This is a genomic window from Klugiella xanthotipulae (assembly GCF_006716695.1).
Lineage (GTDB): Bacteria > Actinomycetota > Actinomycetes > Actinomycetales > Microbacteriaceae > Klugiella > Klugiella xanthotipulae.
On record NZ_VFPN01000001.1, the window covers coordinates 1,146,457 to 1,166,797 of the forward strand.

Genomic DNA, 20,341 nt, shown 5'->3' on the forward strand with positions numbered 1-20,341 from the left:
GGTTATCGAGACTACCAGCGGCATCCCGCACCACCCTCCGGCGCACAACCGTTAACATCAAGAGGGCATCATCCTGATGGATGATGCCCTCTTGATTATTCGAGTTGCCCCGAACGGATGCTTACCAGCTCGACTTGGTGATACCGGGCAGTTCACCACGGTGTGCCATGTCGCGGAAACGCACACGGGAGACACCGTACTTGGTGAGCACACCACGGGGACGGCCGTCGATCACGTCGCGGCTCCGAACACGCACGGGCGACGCGTTGCGGGGAAGCTTCTGCAGCCCCACGCGTGCAGCCTCACGGCTCTCATCGGTGCCCTTGGGATCAATCAGGGCCTTCTTCAGCTCAAGACGCTTCGCGGCATAGCGCGCGACGATCTCCTGGCGCTGGTTGTTCTTCGCAATCATGCTCTTCTTAGCCATGTTTAGCGCTCCTCTCGGAATTCAACGTGCTTACGCACTACGGGATCGTACTTCTTGAGCACGAGGCGGTCGGGGTTGTTACGACGGTTCTTGCGCGTCACGTAGGTGTATCCCGTGCCTGCAGTCGAACGCATCTTGATGATCGGACGTACGTCTTGTGCCTTAGCCATTAGATCTTCTCCCCTCGGGCGAGCAGGTCTTTAACAACCGACTCGATACCGCGAGCATCAATGACCTTGATGCCCTTTACCGACAGTGTCAGAGTAACGTTGCGACGAAGCGACGGTACGTAGTACGTCTTCTTCTGGATGTTCGGGTCAAAACGACGCTTGGTGCGTCGGTGTGAGTGTGAAATGTTGTGCCCAAAGCCGGGAACGGCTCCGGTCACCTGGCAGACTGCTGCCATAGTTATCCTCCATCAATACCGCAGGACGAATGTCCTGCCCAAGATCTCTTGTCGGCACAAGCCTCTGGCCATCTTTCGAGAGCTGAGAGCGCCTGTGCGATCTGTGCGGGGAAGTCCACACAGCCAAAGAGCAACTATACACACATTCTGCCAACTATGCCAACGCGAATCTGTGACCCGACCCCCGTTTTCGGATGCTCTAGTCGCAGGCGATCCCGTCACCGTCCCGATCCAGATCGTAAATATCACTCCCGACCACCGTCACCGGCCCCCTCACATAGGAAGGGCCGTTACCGCTTCCGCCAGAGCAGTCCACGTCAGAGTCAACGGGAACGCACGCCCCCGTGTAGTTGGGATCACATCCGGATGCCGCAGCGGGTGCCGGCACCGGAGCGGGCACCCTGGTCCCGTTGGTCGTCACCTGGTTGACCGGCTCCCGAGTCACCGTCGTTGAGGCAATCACACGGGCCACCTCCACACCATCCTCGTAGGTCACGCGATACATCGTGGTCCGCTCGCCGTTGACGCCCGATACCGTCACAACGCTGGTGCCCACATCCATCCCGCCGCTCTCCGCAACCGTGCTCTCGAAGGGAATCGGCTCCACGACGGGAACGTCGGCCTCCGTCACCACCGGCCCTGTCGGCGTAGAGCTGGGTAGCGCTGTCGAATGCCCGGATGTGGTGACCGCCGCGACCGAAACATCCGGATCCCTCTGCGCTCCGTATGCGGCCGAACCCACCAGTACCACAATCAGCCCGGCCCCGAGGGTCACAACAGAAGCACGTCGTGACCGCAACCACAGCGTGTGCAGCCGACCGGATGCTGTCCCACACAGACCCACAATCAGCAGCGGCAAGCCCACAAAGATCAAAAATCCCCCCAGGCCACCGGCGAGAAGTCCCAGTAGCGCACACCCTCCTGCCACCACCAGGACGGCGGTCCGGGCGATGGGCCACGGCAGGGATATCGCATCCTCGCGCTCCTCGTTGCGCTTCCCAGCCAACTGTTCGACACCCTGCACACCCGCGTGCTTACGGGCACCTTCGTACTGCTCGTTCATATCCCCACCCTCTTCGCTCACCATTAAGCGGCACACGGTTTCACAAACCGATCACTCAGTATGTGCGTGCCGTCAACATCATCTCAGACGGTGCGATTCTCGCAAAATCGCACCTCTGGCTGAGTACAGGCGCGACGATAGAAAAACTCGCCGTCATCCGAAGAACGAGAGGAACAGTAACTCTCAGCAAGCCAACAAACCCACAGGAAGGAGAACACAGCTAGAAAGAAGTTGTTAACGCAAGAAAGCCACCCATTTCTGGGTGGCTTTCTCACAGGTTAAGTTCGGCGGTGACCTACTCTCCCACAGGGTCCCCCCTGCAGTACCATCGGCGCAACGAGTCTTAGCTTCCGGGTTCGGAATGTAACCGGGCGTTTCCCTCGCGCTATGGCCGCCGAAACACTATTGATGTATCAAACGAAAAGTAACACACAACAAAGTTTGTGTCACTAGTTCTCGACCGTACATCGAGAACCACAAAGTGGACGCGTTATCATCACAAAATCAGGATCAATATAGAAAAGTGTTATCAAGTTATCGGCTTATTAGTACTGGTCAGCTCCATGAGTCTTTAGTCCTCACTTCCACATCCAGCCTATCAACCCAGTCGTCTACTGGGAGCCTCTCCCCCGAAGGGATAGAAATCTCATCTTGAGGCCGGCTTCCCGCTTAGATGCTTTCAGCGGTTATCCATTCCGAACGTAGCTAATCAGCGGTGCTCCTGGCGGAACAACTGACACACCAGAGGTTCGTCCAACCCGGTCCTCTCGTACTAGGGTCAGATCCTCTCAAATTTCTTACGCGCGCAGCGGATAGGGACCGAACTGTCTCACGACGTTCTAAACCCAGCTCGCGTACCGCTTTAATGGGCGAACAGCCCAACCCTTGGGACCTACTCCAGCCCCAGGATGCGACGAGCCGACATCGAGGTGCCAAACCATGCCGTCGATATGGACTCTTGGGCAAGATCAGCCTGTTATCCCCGAGGTACCTTTTATCCGTTGAGCGACAGCGCTTCCACAAGCCACTGCCGGATCACTAGTCCCGACTTTCGTCCCTGTTCGACCTGTCAGTCTCACAGTCAAGCTCCCTTGTGCACTTACACTCGCCACCTGATTGCCAACCAGGTTGAGGGAACCTTTGGGCGCCTCCGTTACTTTTTAGGAGGCAACCGCCCCAGTTAAACTACCCATCAGGCACTGTCCCTGAACCCGATTAGGGTCCGAAGTTAGATATCCAGAGTGACCAGAGTGGTATTTCAACAATGACTCCACCTGAACTAGCGTCCAAGCTTCACAGTCTCCCACCTATCCTACACAAGCCACACCGAACACCAATACCAAACTATAGTAAAGGTCACGGGGTCTTTCCGTCCTGCTGCGCGTAACGAGCATCTTTACTCGTAATGCAATTTCGCCGAGTTCGCGGTTGAGACAGCTGGGAAGTCGTTACGCCATTCGTGCAGGTCGGAACTTACCCGACAAGGAATTTCGCTACCTTAGGATGGTTATAGTTACCACCGCCGTTTACTGGGGCTTAAATTCAGAGCTTCGCCAAAGCTAACCCTTCCTCTTAACCTTCCAGCACCGGGCAGGCGTCAGTCCGTATACATCGTCTTGCGACTTAGCACGGACCTGTGTTTTTAGTAAACAGTCGCTTCCCACTGGTCTCTGCGGCCTTCAAACGCTTCACGGAGCAAGTCCGCTAACGCCTCAGGCCCCCCTTCTCCCGAAGTTACGGGGGCATTTTGCCGAGTTCCTTAACCACGATTCTCTCGATCTCCTTAGTATTCTCTACCTGACCACCTGAGTCGGTTTGGGGTACGGGCGGCTAAAACCTCGCGTCGATGCTTTTCTCGGCAGCATAGGATCATCAACTTCGTCACTTAAGACTCCCCATCGGATCTCAGACACATGAACGACGGATTTGCCTATCGTTCGCCCTACATCCTTAGCCCGGGACAACCATCGCCCGGGATTGACTACCTTCCTGCGTCACACCTGTTAATACGCTAACCGCACTAGAACGGGGTCGAGGGTTACCCCTAGAAACTCACCCCGAAGGGCTCGAAACCAGGATTAGTACTCTTAGCACTACTAGATTAGCTTGGGCGGTTTTTCGCCGGTACGGGAATATCAACCCGTTGTCCATCGACTACGCCTGTCGGCCTCGCCTTAGGTCCCGACTTACCCAGGGAAGATTAGCTTGACCCTGGAACCCTTGGTCTTCCGGAGGACGGGTTTCTCACCCGTCTTTCGCTACTCATGCCTGCATTCTCACTCGTGTAGCGTCCACGGCTGGTTTACACCGCCGCTTCACTCGCCACACGACGCTCTCCTACCCATCCACACGGCTGGACCACGAAGGCCTACCAATAATATGAATGTCACAAATTCGGTGGTGTGCTTGAGCCCCGTTACATTGTCGGCGCGGAACCACTTGACCAGTGAGCTATTACGCACTCTTTCAAGGGTGGCTGCTTCTAAGCCAACCTCCTGGTTGTCTAAGCAGCTCCACATCCTTTTCCACTTAGCACACGCTTTGGGACCTTATTTGGTGATCTGGGTTGTTTCCCTCTCGACTATGAAGCTTATCCCCCACAGTCTCACTGCTGCGCTCTCACTTACCGGCATTCGGAGTTTGGCTGACGTCAGTAACCTTTTAGGGCCCATCGGCCATCCAGTAGCTCTACCTCCGGTAAGAAACACGCAACGCTGCACCTAAATGCATTTCGGAGAGAACCAGCTATCACGAAGTTTGATTGGCCTTTCACCCCTATCCACAGCTCATCCCCTCAGTTTTCAACCTAAGTGGGTTCGGTCCTCCACGCGCTCTTACACGCGCTTCAACCTGGCCATGGATAGATCACTTCGCTTCGGGTTTAGAACATGCGACTATAACGCCCTATTAAGACTCGCTTTCGCTACGGCTTCCCCTCACAGGTTAACCTCGCCACATATCACTAACTCGCAGGCTCATTCTTCAAAAGGCACGCTGTCACAGCTACAAGGCTGCTCCAACGGATTGTAAGCAAACGGTTTCAGGTACTATTTCACTCCCCTCCCGGGGTACTTTTCACCTTTCCCTCACGGTACTTGTTCACTATCGGTCATCTGGGAGTATTTAGGCTTATCAGGTGGTCCTGACAGATTCACACGGGATTTCTCGGGCCCCGTGCTACTTGGGATACTCTTCGAGCGATTGCTGCATTTCGACTACGGGATTATCACCCTCTATGATTGGTCTTTCCAAACCATTCGCCTATACAACGTTCTAACTCTCAGGCTTCGGCAGAAACCAATGAAAAGTCCCACAACCCCGACCATGCAACCCCTGCCGGGTATCACACATGACCGGTTTAGCCTCTTCCGCGTTCGCTCGCCACTACTAGCGGAATCACTTTTGTTTTCTCTTCCTGTGGGTACTGAGATGTTTCACTTCCCCACGTTCCCTCTACCCGCCCTATATATTCAGGCGGGAGTCACTGGGTCTATCGCTAGCCCAGCGGGGTTTCCCCATTCGGACATCCTCGGATCACAGTTCGTTTATCAACTCCCCGAGGCTTATCGCAGATTACTACGTCCTTCTTCGGCTCCAGATGCCAAGGCATTCACCGTTTGCTCTTATAAACTTGAAATCACATGAGTTGAATCGATTAATCATTAAAGAAAAATTGACCAATGATCTATAAAAATTTAGATCTTGTAAAAACAACAACAAAAGTTGCTGTCAATAAGATGCTCGCGTCCACTGTGTAGTTCTCAAAGTACGGGCGGTACCAAACCTCAACCAGGAAACAATTCCTGACCTCAGTAAGGCCCAGAAGGAACAGTCACAACCCAAAGGTCATGCCCGGTCCCTCAGGACCCAACAGCGTGCAAACACCACACCCCCGGCACAGCCCGTTCCAAATCCCCGAAGAGACCGTACTAAAACCACACCATCCGGCATGATGCATCAATGTCAATGTTCCACCCATGAGCAACCACCAGGAAACATTCGCTCCTGTAATGGCTCTGGACACTCCGAAGAGCGCCAAATGCTCCTTAGAAAGGAGGTGATCCAGCCGCACCTTCCGGTACGGCTACCTTGTTACGACTTAGTCCTAATCACCAATCCCACCTTCGACAGCTCCTCCCTTACGGTTAGGCCACTGGCTTCGGGTGTTACCGACTTTCATGACTTGACGGGCGGTGTGTACAAGGCCCGGGAACGTATTCACCGCAGCGTTGCTGATCTGCGATTACTAGCGACTCCAACTTCATGAGGTCGAGTTGCAGACCTCAATCCGAACTGAGACCGGCTTTTTGGGATTCGCTCCACCTTACGGTATTGCAGCCCTTTGTACCGGCCATTGTAGCATGCGTGAAGCCCAAGACATAAGGGGCATGATGATTTGACGTCATCCCCACCTTCCTCCGTGTTGACCACGGCAGTCTCCCATGAGTTCCCACCATTACGTGCTGGCAACATAGGACGAGGGTTGCGCTCGTTGCGGGACTTAACCCAACATCTCACGACACGAGCTGACGACAACCATGCACCACCTGTATACAGACCTTGCGGGGCGACTATCTCTAGCCGTTTCCTGTATATGTCAAGCCTTGGTAAGGTTCTTCGCGTTGCATCGAATTAATCCGCATGCTCCGCCGCTTGTGCGGGCCCCCGTCAATTCCTTTGAGTTTTAGCCTTGCGGCCGTACTCCCCAGGCGGGGAACTTAATGCGTTAGCTGCGACACAGAAGCCGTGGAATGGCCCCTACATCTAGTTCCCAACGTTTACGGCATGGACTACCAGGGTATCTAATCCTGTTCGCTCCCCATGCTTTCGCTCCTCAGCGTCAGTTACGGCCCAGAGATCTGCCTTCGCCATCGGTGTTCCTCCTGATATCTGCGCATTCCACCGCTACACCAGGAATTCCAATCTCCCCTACCGCACTCTAGTCTGCCCGTACCCACTGCAGGCCCGAGGTTGAGCCTCGGGTTTTCACAGCAGACGCGACAAACCGCCTACGAGCTCTTTACGCCCAATAATTCCGGACAACGCTTGCACCCTACGTATTACCGCGGCTGCTGGCACGTAGTTAGCCGGTGCTTTTTCTGCAGGTACCGTCACTCTCGCTTCTTCCCTACTAAAAGAGGTTTACAACCCGAAGGCCGTCGTCCCTCACGCGGCGTTGCTGCATCAGGCTTGCGCCCATTGTGCAATATTCCCCACTGCTGCCTCCCGTAGGAGTCTGGGCCGTGTCTCAGTCCCAGTGTGGCCGGTCACCCTCTCAGGCCGGCTACCCGTCGTCGCCTTGGTGAGCTATTACCTCACCAACTAGCTGATAGGCCGCGAGTCCATCCTTGACCGAAATTCTTTCCACCCCCAGAAGATGCCTTCAGGGGTCATATCCAGTATTAGCTACCGTTTCCAGCAGTTATCCCAGAGTCAAGGGCAGGTTACTCACGTGTTACTCACCCGTTCGCCACTAATCCCCAGGAGCAAGCTCCCAGTTCATCGTTCGACTTGCATGTGTTAAGCACGCCGCCAGCGTTCGTCCTGAGCCAGGATCAAACTCTCCGTAAATGATTAATAAGCAGCAAGCAAGCTCGCCACTAAATCTTGTGCATGAAGCCACCGGAAAAAGGCGGACAACACACGAGTTTGATCTGACTAAATCAGATTGTCTGACAATCTGTCTAATCCAAAGGAATCTCTCCCACCAACCAAAGCTGATGGCGAGGATAATTTGGCATTTGACATTGTGCACGCTGTTGAGTTCTCAAGGATCGGACGCACCAGAGTTCCAGTCTCACAACCTGCCCTCTAGGCAACTTCTCTATCCTGCCACTCCCACAAGCTCCTGTCAAATCAACCCCGCCATAACAGCAGAAGAAAAGAACCTGACACTCACAAGAGCAGGAGTTACATCATCACACTAAAACCTGACCCCCGCAACCAAGCAGGGAATGTGGAGTATGAATCGGTGCCACTTGAGGCCGGCGAGCTAACCGCTCTGCCGCACCTGTGGGGTACTTGGATTACATTACAGCCGAAACTCAACACCACGCAAATCCACACCACCCCACACCACCCAAAAACCCCACCACCACAGGCCAAACCACCCCAACCACCAACACAACCCGGGCGTGTCACACGTCAACACACTGACAAAAACGGACTGCGCTTCGTACCGCACGCAGCAGACGAACACGATTAGCGTGCGCCCACAAGCGCGCCGAAGCCAGGTGGTACGCAGGAAGTTGGTGCAGAAGCTGAGGATCGGGACCGCGGTCGGTCGCCTCAGACGCAGGTATCACGCGGTATGAGCGGCAACAGGAGTGCCCGGAATGGACGGGGGTAACGATGGGCGGGACAGCCGGCACACGACATCCACCCAGGAAAACCTGAGTAGTATATGGGCCAGCCCAGAGGGCTGCGCTGAATGGGGCCCGTATCCACCGATTGCTTACCCCAGACCGAGGGGAGACCTGATGCAGAACCCGGTTAACTATGCGCCGCCGGATGTGCATGCAGCGCGTCCGGCGACACAGGCCCTGCGCTTCGAACAGACCGTTGCGCGAAGTTACGTCCACAAGAGCTCGGTGACAGACGTTCTTCTCACCGATCACCGCCGAGTCGATGCCCACCACTATGTGGCCGCGGCGCAATGGCCGCGGCAACACCACTTTTTTCGAACTCAACCAGGCGAAGTGGACATCCTGCTCGTTGCCGAAACGGTACAGCAAGCCACGCTCCTCATCGCACACGCATACTACGCCGTACCCGTGACCCACCACCTTCAACCGACAGAACTGCTCATCGAACCGCTAGTCGGCACCGGAGATACGGCGGGCGACGGCCAGAACGTGATCGCCGACATCAGCATCGACGTGCTGGTTGGTGGCGGTACGTGCCCGCGCGACCTACGGTCCACCGTGACGCTTCGGCGCAATGACACACCGATCGCACGCGGAGAGGTGCGGATACGGGTCATCCCGGCGCGCACCTACAACCGCATCCGAGGCGCACGGCCGCATTCGTCCGTGCCCGAACCGTTCGACGGTGACGACCACGACAGATCCGTGATTATCGACATTTCACAACCACCACGGAGCGGAGACGACGAATCTACGACAGCCTCGGGGCGCGAATGGCTCATCGTCCCACCGCGCACACAACCGGTGTTCTTCGACGGGCCGACCGACCAGGTTCCCCCGCTAGTGCTGCTTGAGGCGGCTCGACAGGCGGCCCAGGCGGCCCAGGCGGTGTGTGGGGCGGCGGGGTCACACAGCCTCCGCTACTCCCTGAGGGGGACAGACTGGGTGGAACTCGACCGGCAGGCGCGACTACAGTTGCACGCCCAGACAACAGACAAGGCCGGTCTTAACACCCTGACATGTATTGTCACGCAGGAGAAAGACCGACCCAGTGTCGATATTCATATGACGGTTCTCCCGCCAGTGATTGGCGGGAGAACCGTCAGCTAAAACCTAAGGACGCGACTTCACCGGAAGATCAGCGAACTTCTCAAAACGGTCCGGAAGAACAAGGAGACGGAGAAGACGGTTCCACATCTTCTCGAGACGCTCAAACAGGTCCTGACGGTTGCTCAACGACTGCGACATGAACTGCGCGCCGGTGAAGTTTTGAATGACAAAATTAGCCGTATCTGGGATGTTGATATCGGGATCGACATCACCCTCGGCAACGGCCTTCTCCAAGAAACGCTCGGCAGTTTGAATCCACGTGATGTATGGACTGCTAGCGGACTCAGGGAAGAAGTTGGCCGACTCGGTCGTCAATCGAAAACCGGCGCTAACCACGGGATCACCCGTAAGTTGCGTCGCAATTGACTTAGAAATCATCACCAACGCCTCGATGCCGGGCATATCGGCCTCTAAGAACTTTTCGCTTGCGCTCCAAGTCGTTTCATGTTGGCGTTTGATGACTTCCACCGCGAGATCATGTTTCGATTCGAAATGAAAATATAATGCACCTTGCGTAACCCCCGCCTCACGTAACACGTCGGACAACTTTGCCGCCGAGTAACTAAGATCGGAGAAGACCATTCCAGCAGCCTGGATGATGGCCTCCCGCGTAGCAATTGCACGAGCTTGCTTTGCCACGAGCCTCCCTTTCTGAACTATTCCTAAACCAAGAGTATCCGCAGTTTTGCGCGAAAACGAGCAATCTCACACGTGAAAAGCGAATATTCGGTACAAAATACGCCAAAAGCCTGAGATCTTGCCTTGCATACCGAGCGTTTTGTTCAAAATGGGAGGTCTGCGACACGCCCGAGACATCAGAGAACGCGGGAATACGTACCTAGGTGGAGGCCGAACACTGCCGACAGAGACCAAAAACATCGACAACATGGTGGGCATCCGTGAAGCCGTGCTCCAGCGCAATCGACTGCGCCCACGACTCCACGTCGTGCGCCGCGATCTCGACCGTCGTACCACACACACGACAGATCAGATGGTGATGGTGGCCGCTCGAATCGCAGGCGCGGTAGAGATTCTCGCCCTCGGGAGACTGGAGAGAATCCGCCTCCCCCACCACAGCCAAATCGGCAAGGGCCCGGTACACGGTCGCCAGCCCGATAGGTGAGCCCGTGGCGTGCAGAGTGGCGTGCAGACGCTGCGCACTCACGAAGCCCTCCCCGGCCAGCAAAGCGGCCCGCACAGCCTCACGCTGCCACGTATTACGCTTCACGGCCGCCATTGGCGCTCCTCTCGGCCCGGTACTGCCTGACCCGATCATAGGCCACAGCCAACATCACAATCGCACAGGCCGTGAGAGCAATGCCCCCCCCGGCCGCAACCGAAAAGACGCGGGATACCCAGAGACCCCCCACGCCGGAAACAAGACCGAACAGGACCGCCAGGGGAATCATCCACTCGATGCGGCGCATGATGAGCCGAGCGCTCACGGCCGGACCGGCAATCAGCGCGATGGCGAGAATCGAACCCACAGCGGGCATCGACACAACCACCGTTGCCGCGATCAGGCCGAGCACCACAAGATCAATAGCCACGGGACGGAATCCTGCCAGACGGTACCCCTGGGGGTCAAAGCTGGAGAAGAGCAACTGCTTACCCGCGAACAGCACGCACAGGACGGCAAGCACAAGAACGCCCGCCGTGACCGCGATATCACCGGGTGACACCGTGAGAATGTTGCCGATCAGGAAGGTATCCACCTGCACCGACATATCGCGATTGAGCGATTGCAGCAGTGCACCCAGCGCGAAGCCAAATGTGAGCACAACGCCGGAGGCAACCTGGCTCCCCTGGCGATCAACGCGTGAAATAACCAACATGATCCCGACTAAAACAATGCTGAATACGGCCGCACCGAGCAGAATATTGAGGCCAAGCAGGGCGGCAATCACCCCGCCGGGGAAGGTTGCATGGGTGAGGGCCACCGTGAAGAAAGCACGGCGGCGCAGAACCACGATTGTGCCGACGATGCCGCTCAGGGCACCAAGGAGGGCCGCCTCGAGGATGGCCAGTTCGAAGAAACCCACGACTACACCGCCCGCCGGAAGCGAGCGGACCAGCGACGGCGGGCCGAGACATCCTGGTCCAGGTCAAGAACCGGGTGCTGGCCCGTGTGCTCAAAGCAGGTGTGCGGAACCGCGCGACGCGCCGTGCGGATGCGCTCGACGAGCAGATGACCCAACAAGGCGACGGCATACAGGGTAATCAGAATAATCACGATGAGCGAACCCGGAGAGGCCGTAATCCCATAGGAGATCGAGGCGTGGAAACTCGTAACCAAACCGAGCCAGCCGGCCAGGGCCGCAGAGATGATCGCGAGGGGGGCGAGCAGCATCAGGCGACGCACGAGCAGGCGGGCGATGGCCACGGGAACCACAAGCAGCGCGAGCACAAGCAGGTTACCCAACGCCTGAGAGCCGGCGACCACCAGCAAGGCAATGGCGCAGTTGAGGACGATCTCGGTGGGTAGCGACCGGTAACCGGCGGCCCGCGAGCCCACGGGGTCGAGGGCGAGGAAGAGCTGCCGACGCCAGGTGATGACAACGAGAACAACCGCGACCACCCCCACGATGATGATCTGCGTGAGCTGGGATGGCGTGACGGTGAGCACACCGCCAAAGAGGAGTTGCTCCAGTTGACTGACATAGTTTGTTTCACGGGAAACAATAACGATGCCAATACTGAAACTACCGGCCAGAACGACCGCAATCGCGGCATCCGACCCCACCCCCCTGCGGCTCGCCACCGTGAGCAGGAGGGCGGCAAGCACACCCGCGACGAGGGCTCCGGGGAGCAGGCCATCGGTGCCACTCGCGACAAAGCCCACGACCAGCCCGGGAAAGACCGCGTGCACCAGGCCATCACTGATGAACTCCAGATTGCGAAGATTGATGAAAACACCCACGATGCCACTCGCCACGGCCAGCACGAGCACGGTCGTGAGGGCGCGCGCCATGAACGGCACACTAAACGGGTCGAAGAAGAAACCGAGATCCACGGGGCTATCCGTGCTCGGGTGGGACGGGGATAATATTGTGGCCGTCCACATGCGCCACGGTGCCCTCAAACGTGCGCTCCACGAGCGGCAGCTTGAGCGTCTCCTCCACCGACCCGAACGCGATCAGCGTGCGATTGAGGAGCATCGCCCGCGTGCAGACCTCGCGAGCCAGCTCAAGGTCGTGCGTTGAGGTGACAATCGTGACACCCTCCGCTCGCAGGGAGTTGAGAGTATCCAGAAGAGCGCTGCGGTTCGCGCGATCAAGCCCGTTGAAGGGCTCGTCAAGCAGGAGGATCTCGGGCTCGACCGTGAGCGCGCGCGCCAGGAGTGCGCGCTGCTGCTGGCCACCCGAAAGTTCGCCAAACCGGCGATGAGCGTGCGGGGCGAGACCCACACGCGTGATCGCGGCATCCACCAGCTCGCGCTCACGTCGCCCCGGCCAGCCGAACGGGCCGAGCGAACGGTAACGGCCCATCGTGACCACCTGACGCAGGCTGATCGGAAACTCGCGGTCAACCTCGCTCAACTGGGCCAGGTAGCCGACGCGGCGGAGGGCCTCTCGCGGTGAGCCACCCAGGACAGTAATCTCGCCATCCACCACATCAACCAGGCCCAGGATGCCCTTCAGGAGGGTGGACTTACCGGACCCGTTGGGACCGACCAGGGCCACCGCCTCGCCGCGCTCGATACGGGCGGTCACATCGCTCAACTGCGGCGCGCCACCGTAGGAAAAGGAGGCGTGCCGCAGGTCAATCGCCGCGGAGTCGGTGGAGATCTCGGTCACGAAACTACTCTAGGCCAGCGGGAACAGGGGTCGGTGTGATGCCCCAGGACTCCATAATCACCGTGGCATTGTGGATGGTCGCCGAAATGTAGGTCTCACCGCCAGAGCCAGCCGCTCCCAGGGAATCCCCAAACAGCGCGTCCTCCCCCGAGTAGACCGTCACACCGGCCGCCTGAGCAATCGCCGCCGCGGTCTTGTCGCTCACAGAGCTTTCGGAGAAGATCGCCCGGACACCGAGCTTCGTGATCTTGGCGACGAGAGCGTCAATCTCGGCCGCGCTCGGCTCCGCATTGTCTTCAAAACTCGGGATAATCGAGCCGACAAACGTGATGTCGTACGCATCCAGGAAGTAATGAAACGCGTCGTGATTACTCACCACCAGGCGCTTCTCGGCCGGAACCGCGTTGACATTGGTTCTGACCCACGTGTCCAACTCGGCCAGTTTGGCGTTGTATGCCGTGGCATTGGCCTCAAATGCGCTGGCGTGCGCCGGGTCGGCCTTCGCCAGGCCGCTCGCAATAGTGATGACCATCTTCTCCGCCAACGCGGGATCCGTCCAGACATGGGGGTTGCCTTTGGCCTCCCCGGTCGCGCGCTCAGGGGCACCCTCTGATTCGGCCGCCTCGGCGTGATCCTCGCCGCCGCTCAGGGCAATACCGGTACTCGAATCAATTGTGATGCCGTCAAAACCGGAGGCCTCAATCGCGGAATCCAGGAAACCCTCCAAGCCTGCACCGTTGATGACCAGGACATCCGCATCCGCGAGCGTGGCCAAATCGGCCGGGGTGGGATCAAAGTGGTGAGCACTGGCCCCGGGAGTCAGTAGTTGGGTGAGGGCAATCAGGTCGCCCCCCACATTGGCGGTGAAATCACCCACCTGCGTTGTGGTCGCAACAACAGCGAGGCTGCTGGCGGGAGAGGGATTCGGTGCGGTGGTGGCCGAACAACCTGTGGCCGAAAGAACGGCGGTGAGGGTGAGGGCAGTGAGCAGCGAGGCTCGCTTCATGCGGTGGTGCCTGTCTAAGTTGATCGTATCGGCCCCTCGATGGTGGGGCATTCGACCACACTACCTCTATTGAGAACGATTCTCAATCTTGGCGAGGCTTCTCTGATGGCCCCGAAACAGGGCTCGTTTCCGATAACCGCGGGGTGCGGATGCCCAAAAACGACACGATACCACCCGCCGCCAGTAACACGGCACACACGATCAGACTGCGGCCGAATCCGGCCAGATCGAGCCGCTCCCCCACAATCACGCCGAGCATGGCAGTAATCACCAGGCCGGCAATCCGAGAAACCGCATTATTGACCGCCGAGGCGATACCCGAGCGACCCGTGTCGATTGAGCCCAGAATCGCGGATGTGAGCGGGGCCACCGTGAGGGTGAGACCCACACCAAAGAGAACCACCCCGGGGAGCAGCTGGGTCCAGTAACTGTAGTCGGGGCGGATACCGAGCATCAGTAGCGTCCCGGCTGCCGAGACGAGTGGGCCCACCGTCATGAAAAACCGCGGACCGTAGCGACCGGATAGGCGACCCACCCGGGAACTGAACAGGATCATCAGGATCGTCACCGGCAGCATCGAGAGCCCCGCCTCCAGCGCGGACACACCGGCCTCCTGCTGCAAATACACCACGATCACGAAGCCGCTCAGGCTCAGCGCGGCGTAGATGAAAACCGTGGCAATGTTGCCGGTCCAGAAATTACGCACCCGAAACAGGTCGAGAGGCATGAGCGGGTAAGTGATAGCCGCCTGCCGCCAGACAAAACCGGCGAGCGCCAGCACGCCGACCACAGCGGGCACAAAAATGGCCGGATTATCGGCCCCCAGACGAGGCAGCTCAATGAGGGCAAAAACCACCCCGCCGAGACCCGCGGCGCACAGCACGGCACCCAGATAATCGACGGCGGAGCCGGGGGCTCGAACATCAACCCGACGCAGGCCCGCCAGCAGGAAGAGAGCGACCCCGACCGGGAACACATTGATAAAGAAAATACCGCGCCACAGGCCGAGGTCCACAAAGAGACCGCCGAGCATGGGCCCCACAATCATGGCACCGCTCGTGAGAGAGGTCCAGACCCCGATAGCCCGACCCCGCTCCTCGTCGCGAAAGGTGGACGTGATGAGCGCAAGAGAACTCGGCACGAGCAACGCGCCAGCGATGCCCTGCACACCGCGCATAATTACCACGAGCTCGGGCGTGGGCGCACAACCAATCGCCACGGATGCGGCCGCAAAACCGATCAAGCCGTACCGCATCACCCGGACCTGACCAAAAACATCGCTGAGCGAGCCGGCCACCAGGATGAGCGAGCCGAGGGTGATGAGGTAGGCATCCACAATCCACTGCTGGACCACGAGGCCGCCGCCGACATCCGCCGTGATCGCGGGCAGAGCCACGTTAACGACCGAGCCATCCAGGAACACGACGAAGGATGCGAGTACCGCGAGCGAGAGCACGGTGCGCTTCTCGGACGTCATTCTCTCGGCCATCCACTGCTCCCTATCGGATTGAGGGGTGAGCCTCCGGCCCGGTCCGCACGCCTAGTCCAGGAGGAGGGCCGGTTCCTCAATCACGCTCGCCACATCGGCGACGAATCGGCTCGCCACATCGCCATCCACTACGCGGTGATCAAACGAGGCACCCACCGTCGTAACGTAACGCGAGCGGACCTCGCCGTCAACCACCCAGGGCTTCTGCTTGATCGTACCCAGGGCAACAATCGCAACCTCGCCGGGGTTGAGGATGGGCGTACCCGTATCCATCCCAAACACACCGATGTTGGTGATCGTGATGGTGCCGCCAGTCATCTCGGCGGCGCTCGTACGACCCTCCCGTGCGGTCAGCGTGAGCTGTTCGAGAGACTGCGCCAGGGCGAGCAGACTGAGCGATTGCGCCTCTTTAACATTGGGCACGATGAGCCCGCGCGGGGTGGCGGCGGCGACACCAAGGTTGACGAAGTGGCGAACAATGATCTCCTCATCGGTCCACTCCGAGTTGACGGTGGGGTTGCGTCGCACGGCCCAGATAATCGCCTTGGCGATAATGAGCAGCGGTGACACCTTCACCCCGGCAAAGTCTGGCGAGGCTTTGAGTCGCTTGACGAACTCCATGGTGCGGGTGGCATCCACATCGACAAAGAGGCTCACATGCGGGGCGGTGAAGGCGCTGTCAACCATCGCCTTGGCGATAGTCTTGCGCACGCCCTTGACGGGGATGCGTTCCTCACGCTCATCCGACTCCTCCGGGGTCTGGATGTTGCGGAACAAGCTCGCCTGCGATGCGTGCCGGATAACATCATCCCGCGTAATCTCACCAGCAAGACCCGTGCCCTGCACCTCGGCGAGATCCACGTCCAGATCTTTGGCCAGCTTACGGATGGGCGGCTTGGCGACAACCGGGGAGGCGGAGGCAGCGGGCACCGAGCTGGGCCGCACCGGGACAAGCGGCGACTCGCCGCCGCGGCGACGGCGACTCTTGGCGTGACCGGAGGTGCCGTAGCCCACGAGGACCGTGCCGACCGCAGCCTCATCGGTGATGGTGGCCGCGGCATCCTGAACCGCCTCGGCGACATCGGTGTCGGCAGCGGGCTCATCGGAGGCGGCCCCACTCACCATGATGATGGGGGCACCCACCGCCACGGTGTCGCCCTCCTTCACCAGCAACTCGCCCACGGTGCCGGCAAACGGCGACGGCAATTCTACGAGCGACTTGGCCGTCTCGATCTCCACAATCACCTGGTTAATGGCGATCGAGTCGCCGGGGGCCACGCGCCACGAGACAATTTCGGCCTCGGTGAGCCCCTCGCCGACGTCGGGCAGAAGGAACGGTGTGTCGCTCATGGGGTTCTCCTCGGAGAGTAGATCTGGACGGGTAGAAACGGATGCTGTTAGTAGGACAGGACGCGGTCCACGGCCTCCAGCACGCGGTCGGCATCGGGCAGGTACTGAGACTCTAGCTTGGCGGGTGGGAAGGGTGCGTCGTAACCAGACACCCGCAGTACCGGTGCCTCCAACGAGTAGAAGGCCCGTTCGCCGATGGTTGCGGCGATCTGGCTGCCCACGCTGGCGTTTTCGGGAGCCTCCTGTGCGACCACGAGACGGCCGGTCTTGCGCACCGATTCCAGGATGGGATCGTAGTCGAGCGGTGAGAGCGTGCGCAGATCAATGACCTCAATACTCGTACCCTCCTCCTCGGCGAGCGCGGCGGCCTGCATCAGCACCGACACCATCGCGCCGTGGCCCACGACCGTCACATCGGTGCCCGTGCGGGCCACGAGACTCGTGTGCAAACCCGCAACGGGAACCCGGAAATCGACCTCGCCCTTCGGCCAGTAGCGACTCTTGGGTTCGAAGAACATCACGGGGTCGTTGCTGGCGATGGCCTCCTGAATCATCCAGTAGCCGTCGTTGGGGGTGGAGGGGCTCACCAGACGCAGGCCAGCACTGTGCGCGAAATAGGCCTCGGGGCTCTCCTGGTGGTGCTCAACCGCGCCAATGTGCCCGCCGTAGGGCACCCGGATCACCACGGGGAACGTTTGCGAACCCAGGTAGCGGTTAGTCAGCTTGGCAAGCTGTGAGGTGATCTGGTCAAATCCGGGAAAGATGAAGCCGTCAAACTGAATCTCGCAGACGGGCCGGTAGCCGCGCATGGCCAGGCCAATCGCGGTGCCGATGATGCCGGACTCGGCGAGCGGAGTATCCAGCACCCGCTTGTCGCCAAACTCGGCGTGCAGCCCCTCGGTGATCCGGAAGACGCCGCCGAGCGTGCCGATATCCTCGCCCATCAGGATGACCTTCTCATTATCGAGCAATGCCTGGCGGAGGCCGAGGTTAATGGCCCTGGCCATCGGGATATTCTGAATGTCGTCGTTCTGAGCCATTAGTTGTTCCCCTGTCCTGACTCCGCGGAGTCTTCGAACGAGTTCTCGTAGCGGGCAAACCATTCAGCCTGCGCATCCAGCACAGCGTGCGGCTCGCTATAGACGTAGTCGAAGATCACGTCGGTGGGCGGGTTGTCGAGCGCGAGTGTGCGACGACGAATATCGGCAGCAAAATCGGTTGCCTCCGTCGTCAGATCGGTGAAGTACCGCTCCCCCACCCCCCGCGAGCGCAGGAACGCCTCCATCCGGGTGATCGGGTCGCGGGCAACCCAGCCCGCCACCTCGCTGTCGCCGCGATATTTGGTCGGGTCGTCACTCGTGGTGTGGGCACCGATGCGGTAGGTGAGAGCCTCAATCAGTGACGGGCCCCGGCCGGCGCGGGCGTCATCCAGGTGCTTGGCGGTTACGGCGAAGCCCGCGAGCACGTCGTTTCCGTCGATCTGCACGCTCGGGATGCCGAAACCCGTGCCGCGCCGATAGAGCGGGGTGCGTGACTGCCGGCTCACCGGGACTGAAATCGCCCACTGGTTGTTTTGAAGGAAGAACACCTGCGGGGTCTGGTAGCTTGCGGCGAACACAAACGCCTCACTCACGTCTCCCTGGCTCGTCGCACCATCGCCGAAGTAGACCATGGTGGCCTCGTCCGTCTCCGGGCTGCCGGTGCCCACGACACCGTCGAATTGCTGGCCCATCGCGTAGCCTGTGGCGTGCAGCGCCTGCGAGCCGATGACGAGCGTGTAGAGACGGAAGTTGCCGTTTTTCGGGTCGTTAGGGTCCCACCCACTGTGCGTGACGCCGCGAAGTAGCGCCGCAATGCCCAGCAGATCAATACCGCGCACGAGGCCCACCGCGTGCTCCCGGTACGACGGGAAGATGTGGTCCTGCGGTTTCGCGGCGTGAGCCGAACCCACCTGGGCACCCTCCTGGCCGTGGCTGGGCACCCACAGACCCAGCTGACCCTGGCGCTGGAGGTTGGTGCAGGCCTCATCGAAGTAGCGGGTCATCACCATGTCGTGATGGAACCGCTGGTAGTCGGCTTCATCGAGGGTGTTCAGATAGGGAAGGTACTCCTCGTTGGCGGCATCTTCAACCAGTTCGCCCGCGGGCGTGAGGAATTGCACGGGGGCCGGGTCGCTCTGCGGCACCGGGGTAGCGGGGCTCATCGTGTACTCGCTTTCTGCGCGCTGCGGGCCGGTGAATCGGCGGGGAGGTCGGACAGGATGGTCTCGGCAACAGAGAGGAGGGTGGCGATGGCCGCGTCCTCACCCACCGAGACGCGGATGCCCTCGGGCGGGAAGGGGCGCACGATGAGTCCCGCGTCGGTGAACAGCCGGTTGGCATGCTCGGTCTGTTCCCCGAGCGGCAGCCAAAAAAAGTTGCCCTGAGCCTCCGGGATATTCCACCCAGCGGTGCGCAGGGCGGTGACGGCTCGGTCACGGCGCGCGGTGAGGTGCGCCACCCGCGCCATCAGCTCGCGCTCAGCGTCGAGCGAGGCGAGGGCGGCCTGCTGGGCGGCATCCGTGACGGCGAGCGGGATGGCGGCGGTGCGGGCGGCATCCAGGATGCGGCTATCACCAATTCCGTAGCCCACGCGCAGCCCGGCCAAACCGTACGCCTTGGAGAAGGTGCGCAGAATGACGAGGTTGGGGTAGCGGCCAATGTAGTCGCGACCGTTGACCGCCGAGCCGTCGGTGACAAACTCGCAGTAGGCCTCATCGAGGGCCACGAGCAGGGTGGCGGGCACACGCGCCATAAAGTCTTCGAACTCGGCCGCGGCGATGACGGTGCCGGTGGGGTTATTGGGGCTGCACAGCAGGATGATGCGGGTACGGTCGGTGATCGCCGCCAGAATCGCCGCCAGGTCGTGCGCGTAGCTGGGCGTGTTGGGTACCTGTACCGAGCGGGCCCCCGAAATAACACCGAGACCGGGGTACGCCTCGAAGCTACGCCACGAGTAAATGTATTCGTCTCCCGGTCCGGCAGCGGCGGAGACCAGTTGATAGAGCAGCGCTACAGAGCCCGCGGTAACGTGGATGTTCTCGGTCGGCACGCCGTAACGCTCGGCGAGGGCGGCGCGGAGGGCGGGCATTCTGGCATCTGGATACCGATTAAAATCGGCGACGGTGAGAGCCCGGCTGGCCACCGAGGGCAGCGGATCGAAAGGGTTTTCGTTGCTGGAGAGTTTGTACCCCCCCGGTGCCGGTGCGACGCCCTGCGCGTAGGGCGGCGTGGCGAGGATCTCGCTGCGTAGTCGTACCGGAGCATCGTTTGTGCTGGTCATCCATAGA

General features: G+C 59.7%; 16 protein-coding genes and 3 rRNA genes. 1 reads left to right on the plus strand and 18 read right to left on the minus strand.

Annotated elements, in window-relative coordinates; translation table 11 throughout:
* Nucleotides 1-121: 121 nt before the first annotated feature.
* From rpsN to FB466_RS05195, 7 genes are all read right to left on the minus strand, one after another.
* Complete coding sequence (rpsN, locus tag FB466_RS05165) at nucleotides 122-427, minus strand: 30S ribosomal protein S14 (protein WP_141916400.1); 306 nt, start codon at nucleotides 425-427, stop codon at nucleotides 122-124.
* A gap of 2 nt (nucleotides 428-429) precedes the next feature.
* Nucleotides 430-597 carry a 50S ribosomal protein L33 gene (rpmG, locus tag FB466_RS05170; RefSeq protein WP_141916402.1) on the minus strand — a complete coding sequence of 56 codons (168 nt, stop codon included), beginning with the start codon at nucleotides 595-597 and terminating at the stop codon, nucleotides 430-432.
* Complete coding sequence (gene rpmB / locus FB466_RS05175; protein WP_141916404.1) at nucleotides 597-833, minus strand: 50S ribosomal protein L28; 237 nt, start codon at nucleotides 831-833, stop codon at nucleotides 597-599. The genes rpmG and rpmB overlap by 1 nt, the downstream gene beginning before the upstream one ends.
* 199 nt (nucleotides 834-1,032) lie before the next feature.
* Nucleotides 1,033-1,896: a G5 domain-containing protein gene (locus tag FB466_RS13710; RefSeq protein WP_141916405.1), complete on the minus strand. Its 864-nt coding sequence runs from the start codon at nucleotides 1,894-1,896 to the stop codon at nucleotides 1,033-1,035.
* A 282-nt stretch (nucleotides 1,897-2,178) separates the two neighbouring features.
* A 5S ribosomal RNA gene (rrf, locus tag FB466_RS05185) occupies nucleotides 2,179-2,295 on the minus strand.
* Nucleotides 2,296-2,421: 126 nt separating this feature from the next.
* A 23S ribosomal RNA gene (locus FB466_RS05190) occupies nucleotides 2,422-5,533 on the minus strand.
* Between the two features lie 413 nt (nucleotides 5,534-5,946).
* Nucleotides 5,947-7,467, minus strand: a 16S ribosomal RNA gene (locus tag FB466_RS05195).
* Together the 16S, 23S and 5S rRNA genes form the textbook arrangement of a ribosomal RNA operon.
* A 908-nt stretch (nucleotides 7,468-8,375) precedes the next feature.
* Between FB466_RS05195 and FB466_RS05200 the strand changes: the two genes are divergently transcribed.
* Nucleotides 8,376-9,371, plus strand: a complete 996-nt coding sequence (locus FB466_RS05200; RefSeq protein WP_170206034.1) for a ScbA/BarX family gamma-butyrolactone biosynthesis protein — start codon at nucleotides 8,376-8,378, stop codon at nucleotides 9,369-9,371.
* Between the two features lie 3 nt (nucleotides 9,372-9,374).
* Here the strand turns inward: FB466_RS05200 and FB466_RS05205 are convergent, their stop codons facing one another.
* The 11 genes from FB466_RS05205 to FB466_RS05255 form a co-directional block, all read right to left on the minus strand.
* A complete protein-coding gene (locus tag FB466_RS05205) occupies nucleotides 9,375-10,010 on the minus strand; it encodes a ScbR family autoregulator-binding transcription factor (RefSeq protein WP_141916408.1) in 636 nt (211 codons plus the stop codon).
* A 199-nt stretch (nucleotides 10,011-10,209) separates the two neighbouring features.
* The gene (locus FB466_RS05210; protein ID WP_141916410.1) at nucleotides 10,210-10,608 is read right to left on the minus strand and encodes a Fur family transcriptional regulator; all 399 of its coding nucleotides are present in this window, start codon (nucleotides 10,606-10,608) and stop codon (nucleotides 10,210-10,212) included.
* Nucleotides 10,589-11,413, minus strand: coding sequence for a metal ABC transporter permease (locus FB466_RS05215; RefSeq protein ID WP_141916411.1), 825 nt, complete (start codon nucleotides 11,411-11,413; stop codon nucleotides 10,589-10,591). Before FB466_RS05215 ends, FB466_RS05210 begins: the two co-directional genes overlap by 20 nt.
* Before the next feature lie 2 nt (nucleotides 11,414-11,415).
* Nucleotides 11,416-12,384, minus strand: coding sequence for a metal ABC transporter permease (locus FB466_RS05220; RefSeq protein ID WP_246054528.1), 969 nt, complete (start codon nucleotides 12,382-12,384; stop codon nucleotides 11,416-11,418).
* Between the two features lie 4 nt (nucleotides 12,385-12,388).
* Nucleotides 12,389-13,168 carry a metal ABC transporter ATP-binding protein gene (locus FB466_RS05225; RefSeq protein WP_246054529.1) on the minus strand — a complete coding sequence of 260 codons (780 nt, stop codon included), beginning with the start codon at nucleotides 13,166-13,168 and terminating at the stop codon, nucleotides 12,389-12,391.
* Nucleotides 13,169-13,172: 4 nt separating this feature from the next.
* On the minus strand, nucleotides 13,173-14,225 hold the full coding sequence (locus FB466_RS05230) for a metal ABC transporter substrate-binding protein (protein WP_141916414.1): 1,053 nt from the start codon (nucleotides 14,223-14,225) through the stop codon (nucleotides 13,173-13,175).
* Between the two features lie 31 nt (nucleotides 14,226-14,256).
* Entirely contained in the window at nucleotides 14,257-15,663 is a 1,407-nt protein-coding gene (locus tag FB466_RS05235) for an MFS transporter (RefSeq protein WP_141916416.1), read from the minus strand.
* Nucleotides 15,664-15,714: 51 nt separating this feature from the next.
* Nucleotides 15,715-17,013 (minus strand): dihydrolipoamide acetyltransferase family protein, encoded by a 1,299-nt coding sequence (locus FB466_RS05240; RefSeq protein WP_141916418.1) that lies wholly within the window; start codon nucleotides 17,011-17,013, stop codon nucleotides 15,715-15,717.
* 47 nt (nucleotides 17,014-17,060) lie between these two features.
* On the minus strand, nucleotides 17,061-18,053 hold the full coding sequence (locus tag FB466_RS05245) for an alpha-ketoacid dehydrogenase subunit beta (RefSeq protein ID WP_141916419.1): 993 nt from the start codon (nucleotides 18,051-18,053) through the stop codon (nucleotides 17,061-17,063).
* Nucleotides 18,053-19,216: a thiamine pyrophosphate-dependent dehydrogenase E1 component subunit alpha gene (locus FB466_RS05250; RefSeq protein ID WP_141916421.1), complete on the minus strand. Its 1,164-nt coding sequence runs from the start codon at nucleotides 19,214-19,216 to the stop codon at nucleotides 18,053-18,055. The genes FB466_RS05245 and FB466_RS05250 overlap by 1 nt, the downstream gene beginning before the upstream one ends.
* A complete protein-coding gene (locus tag FB466_RS05255; protein WP_141916423.1) occupies nucleotides 19,213-20,334 on the minus strand; it encodes a histidinol-phosphate transaminase in 1,122 nt (373 codons plus the stop codon). The genes FB466_RS05250 and FB466_RS05255 overlap by 4 nt, the downstream gene beginning before the upstream one ends.
* Nucleotides 20,335-20,341 lie beyond the last annotated feature (7 nt).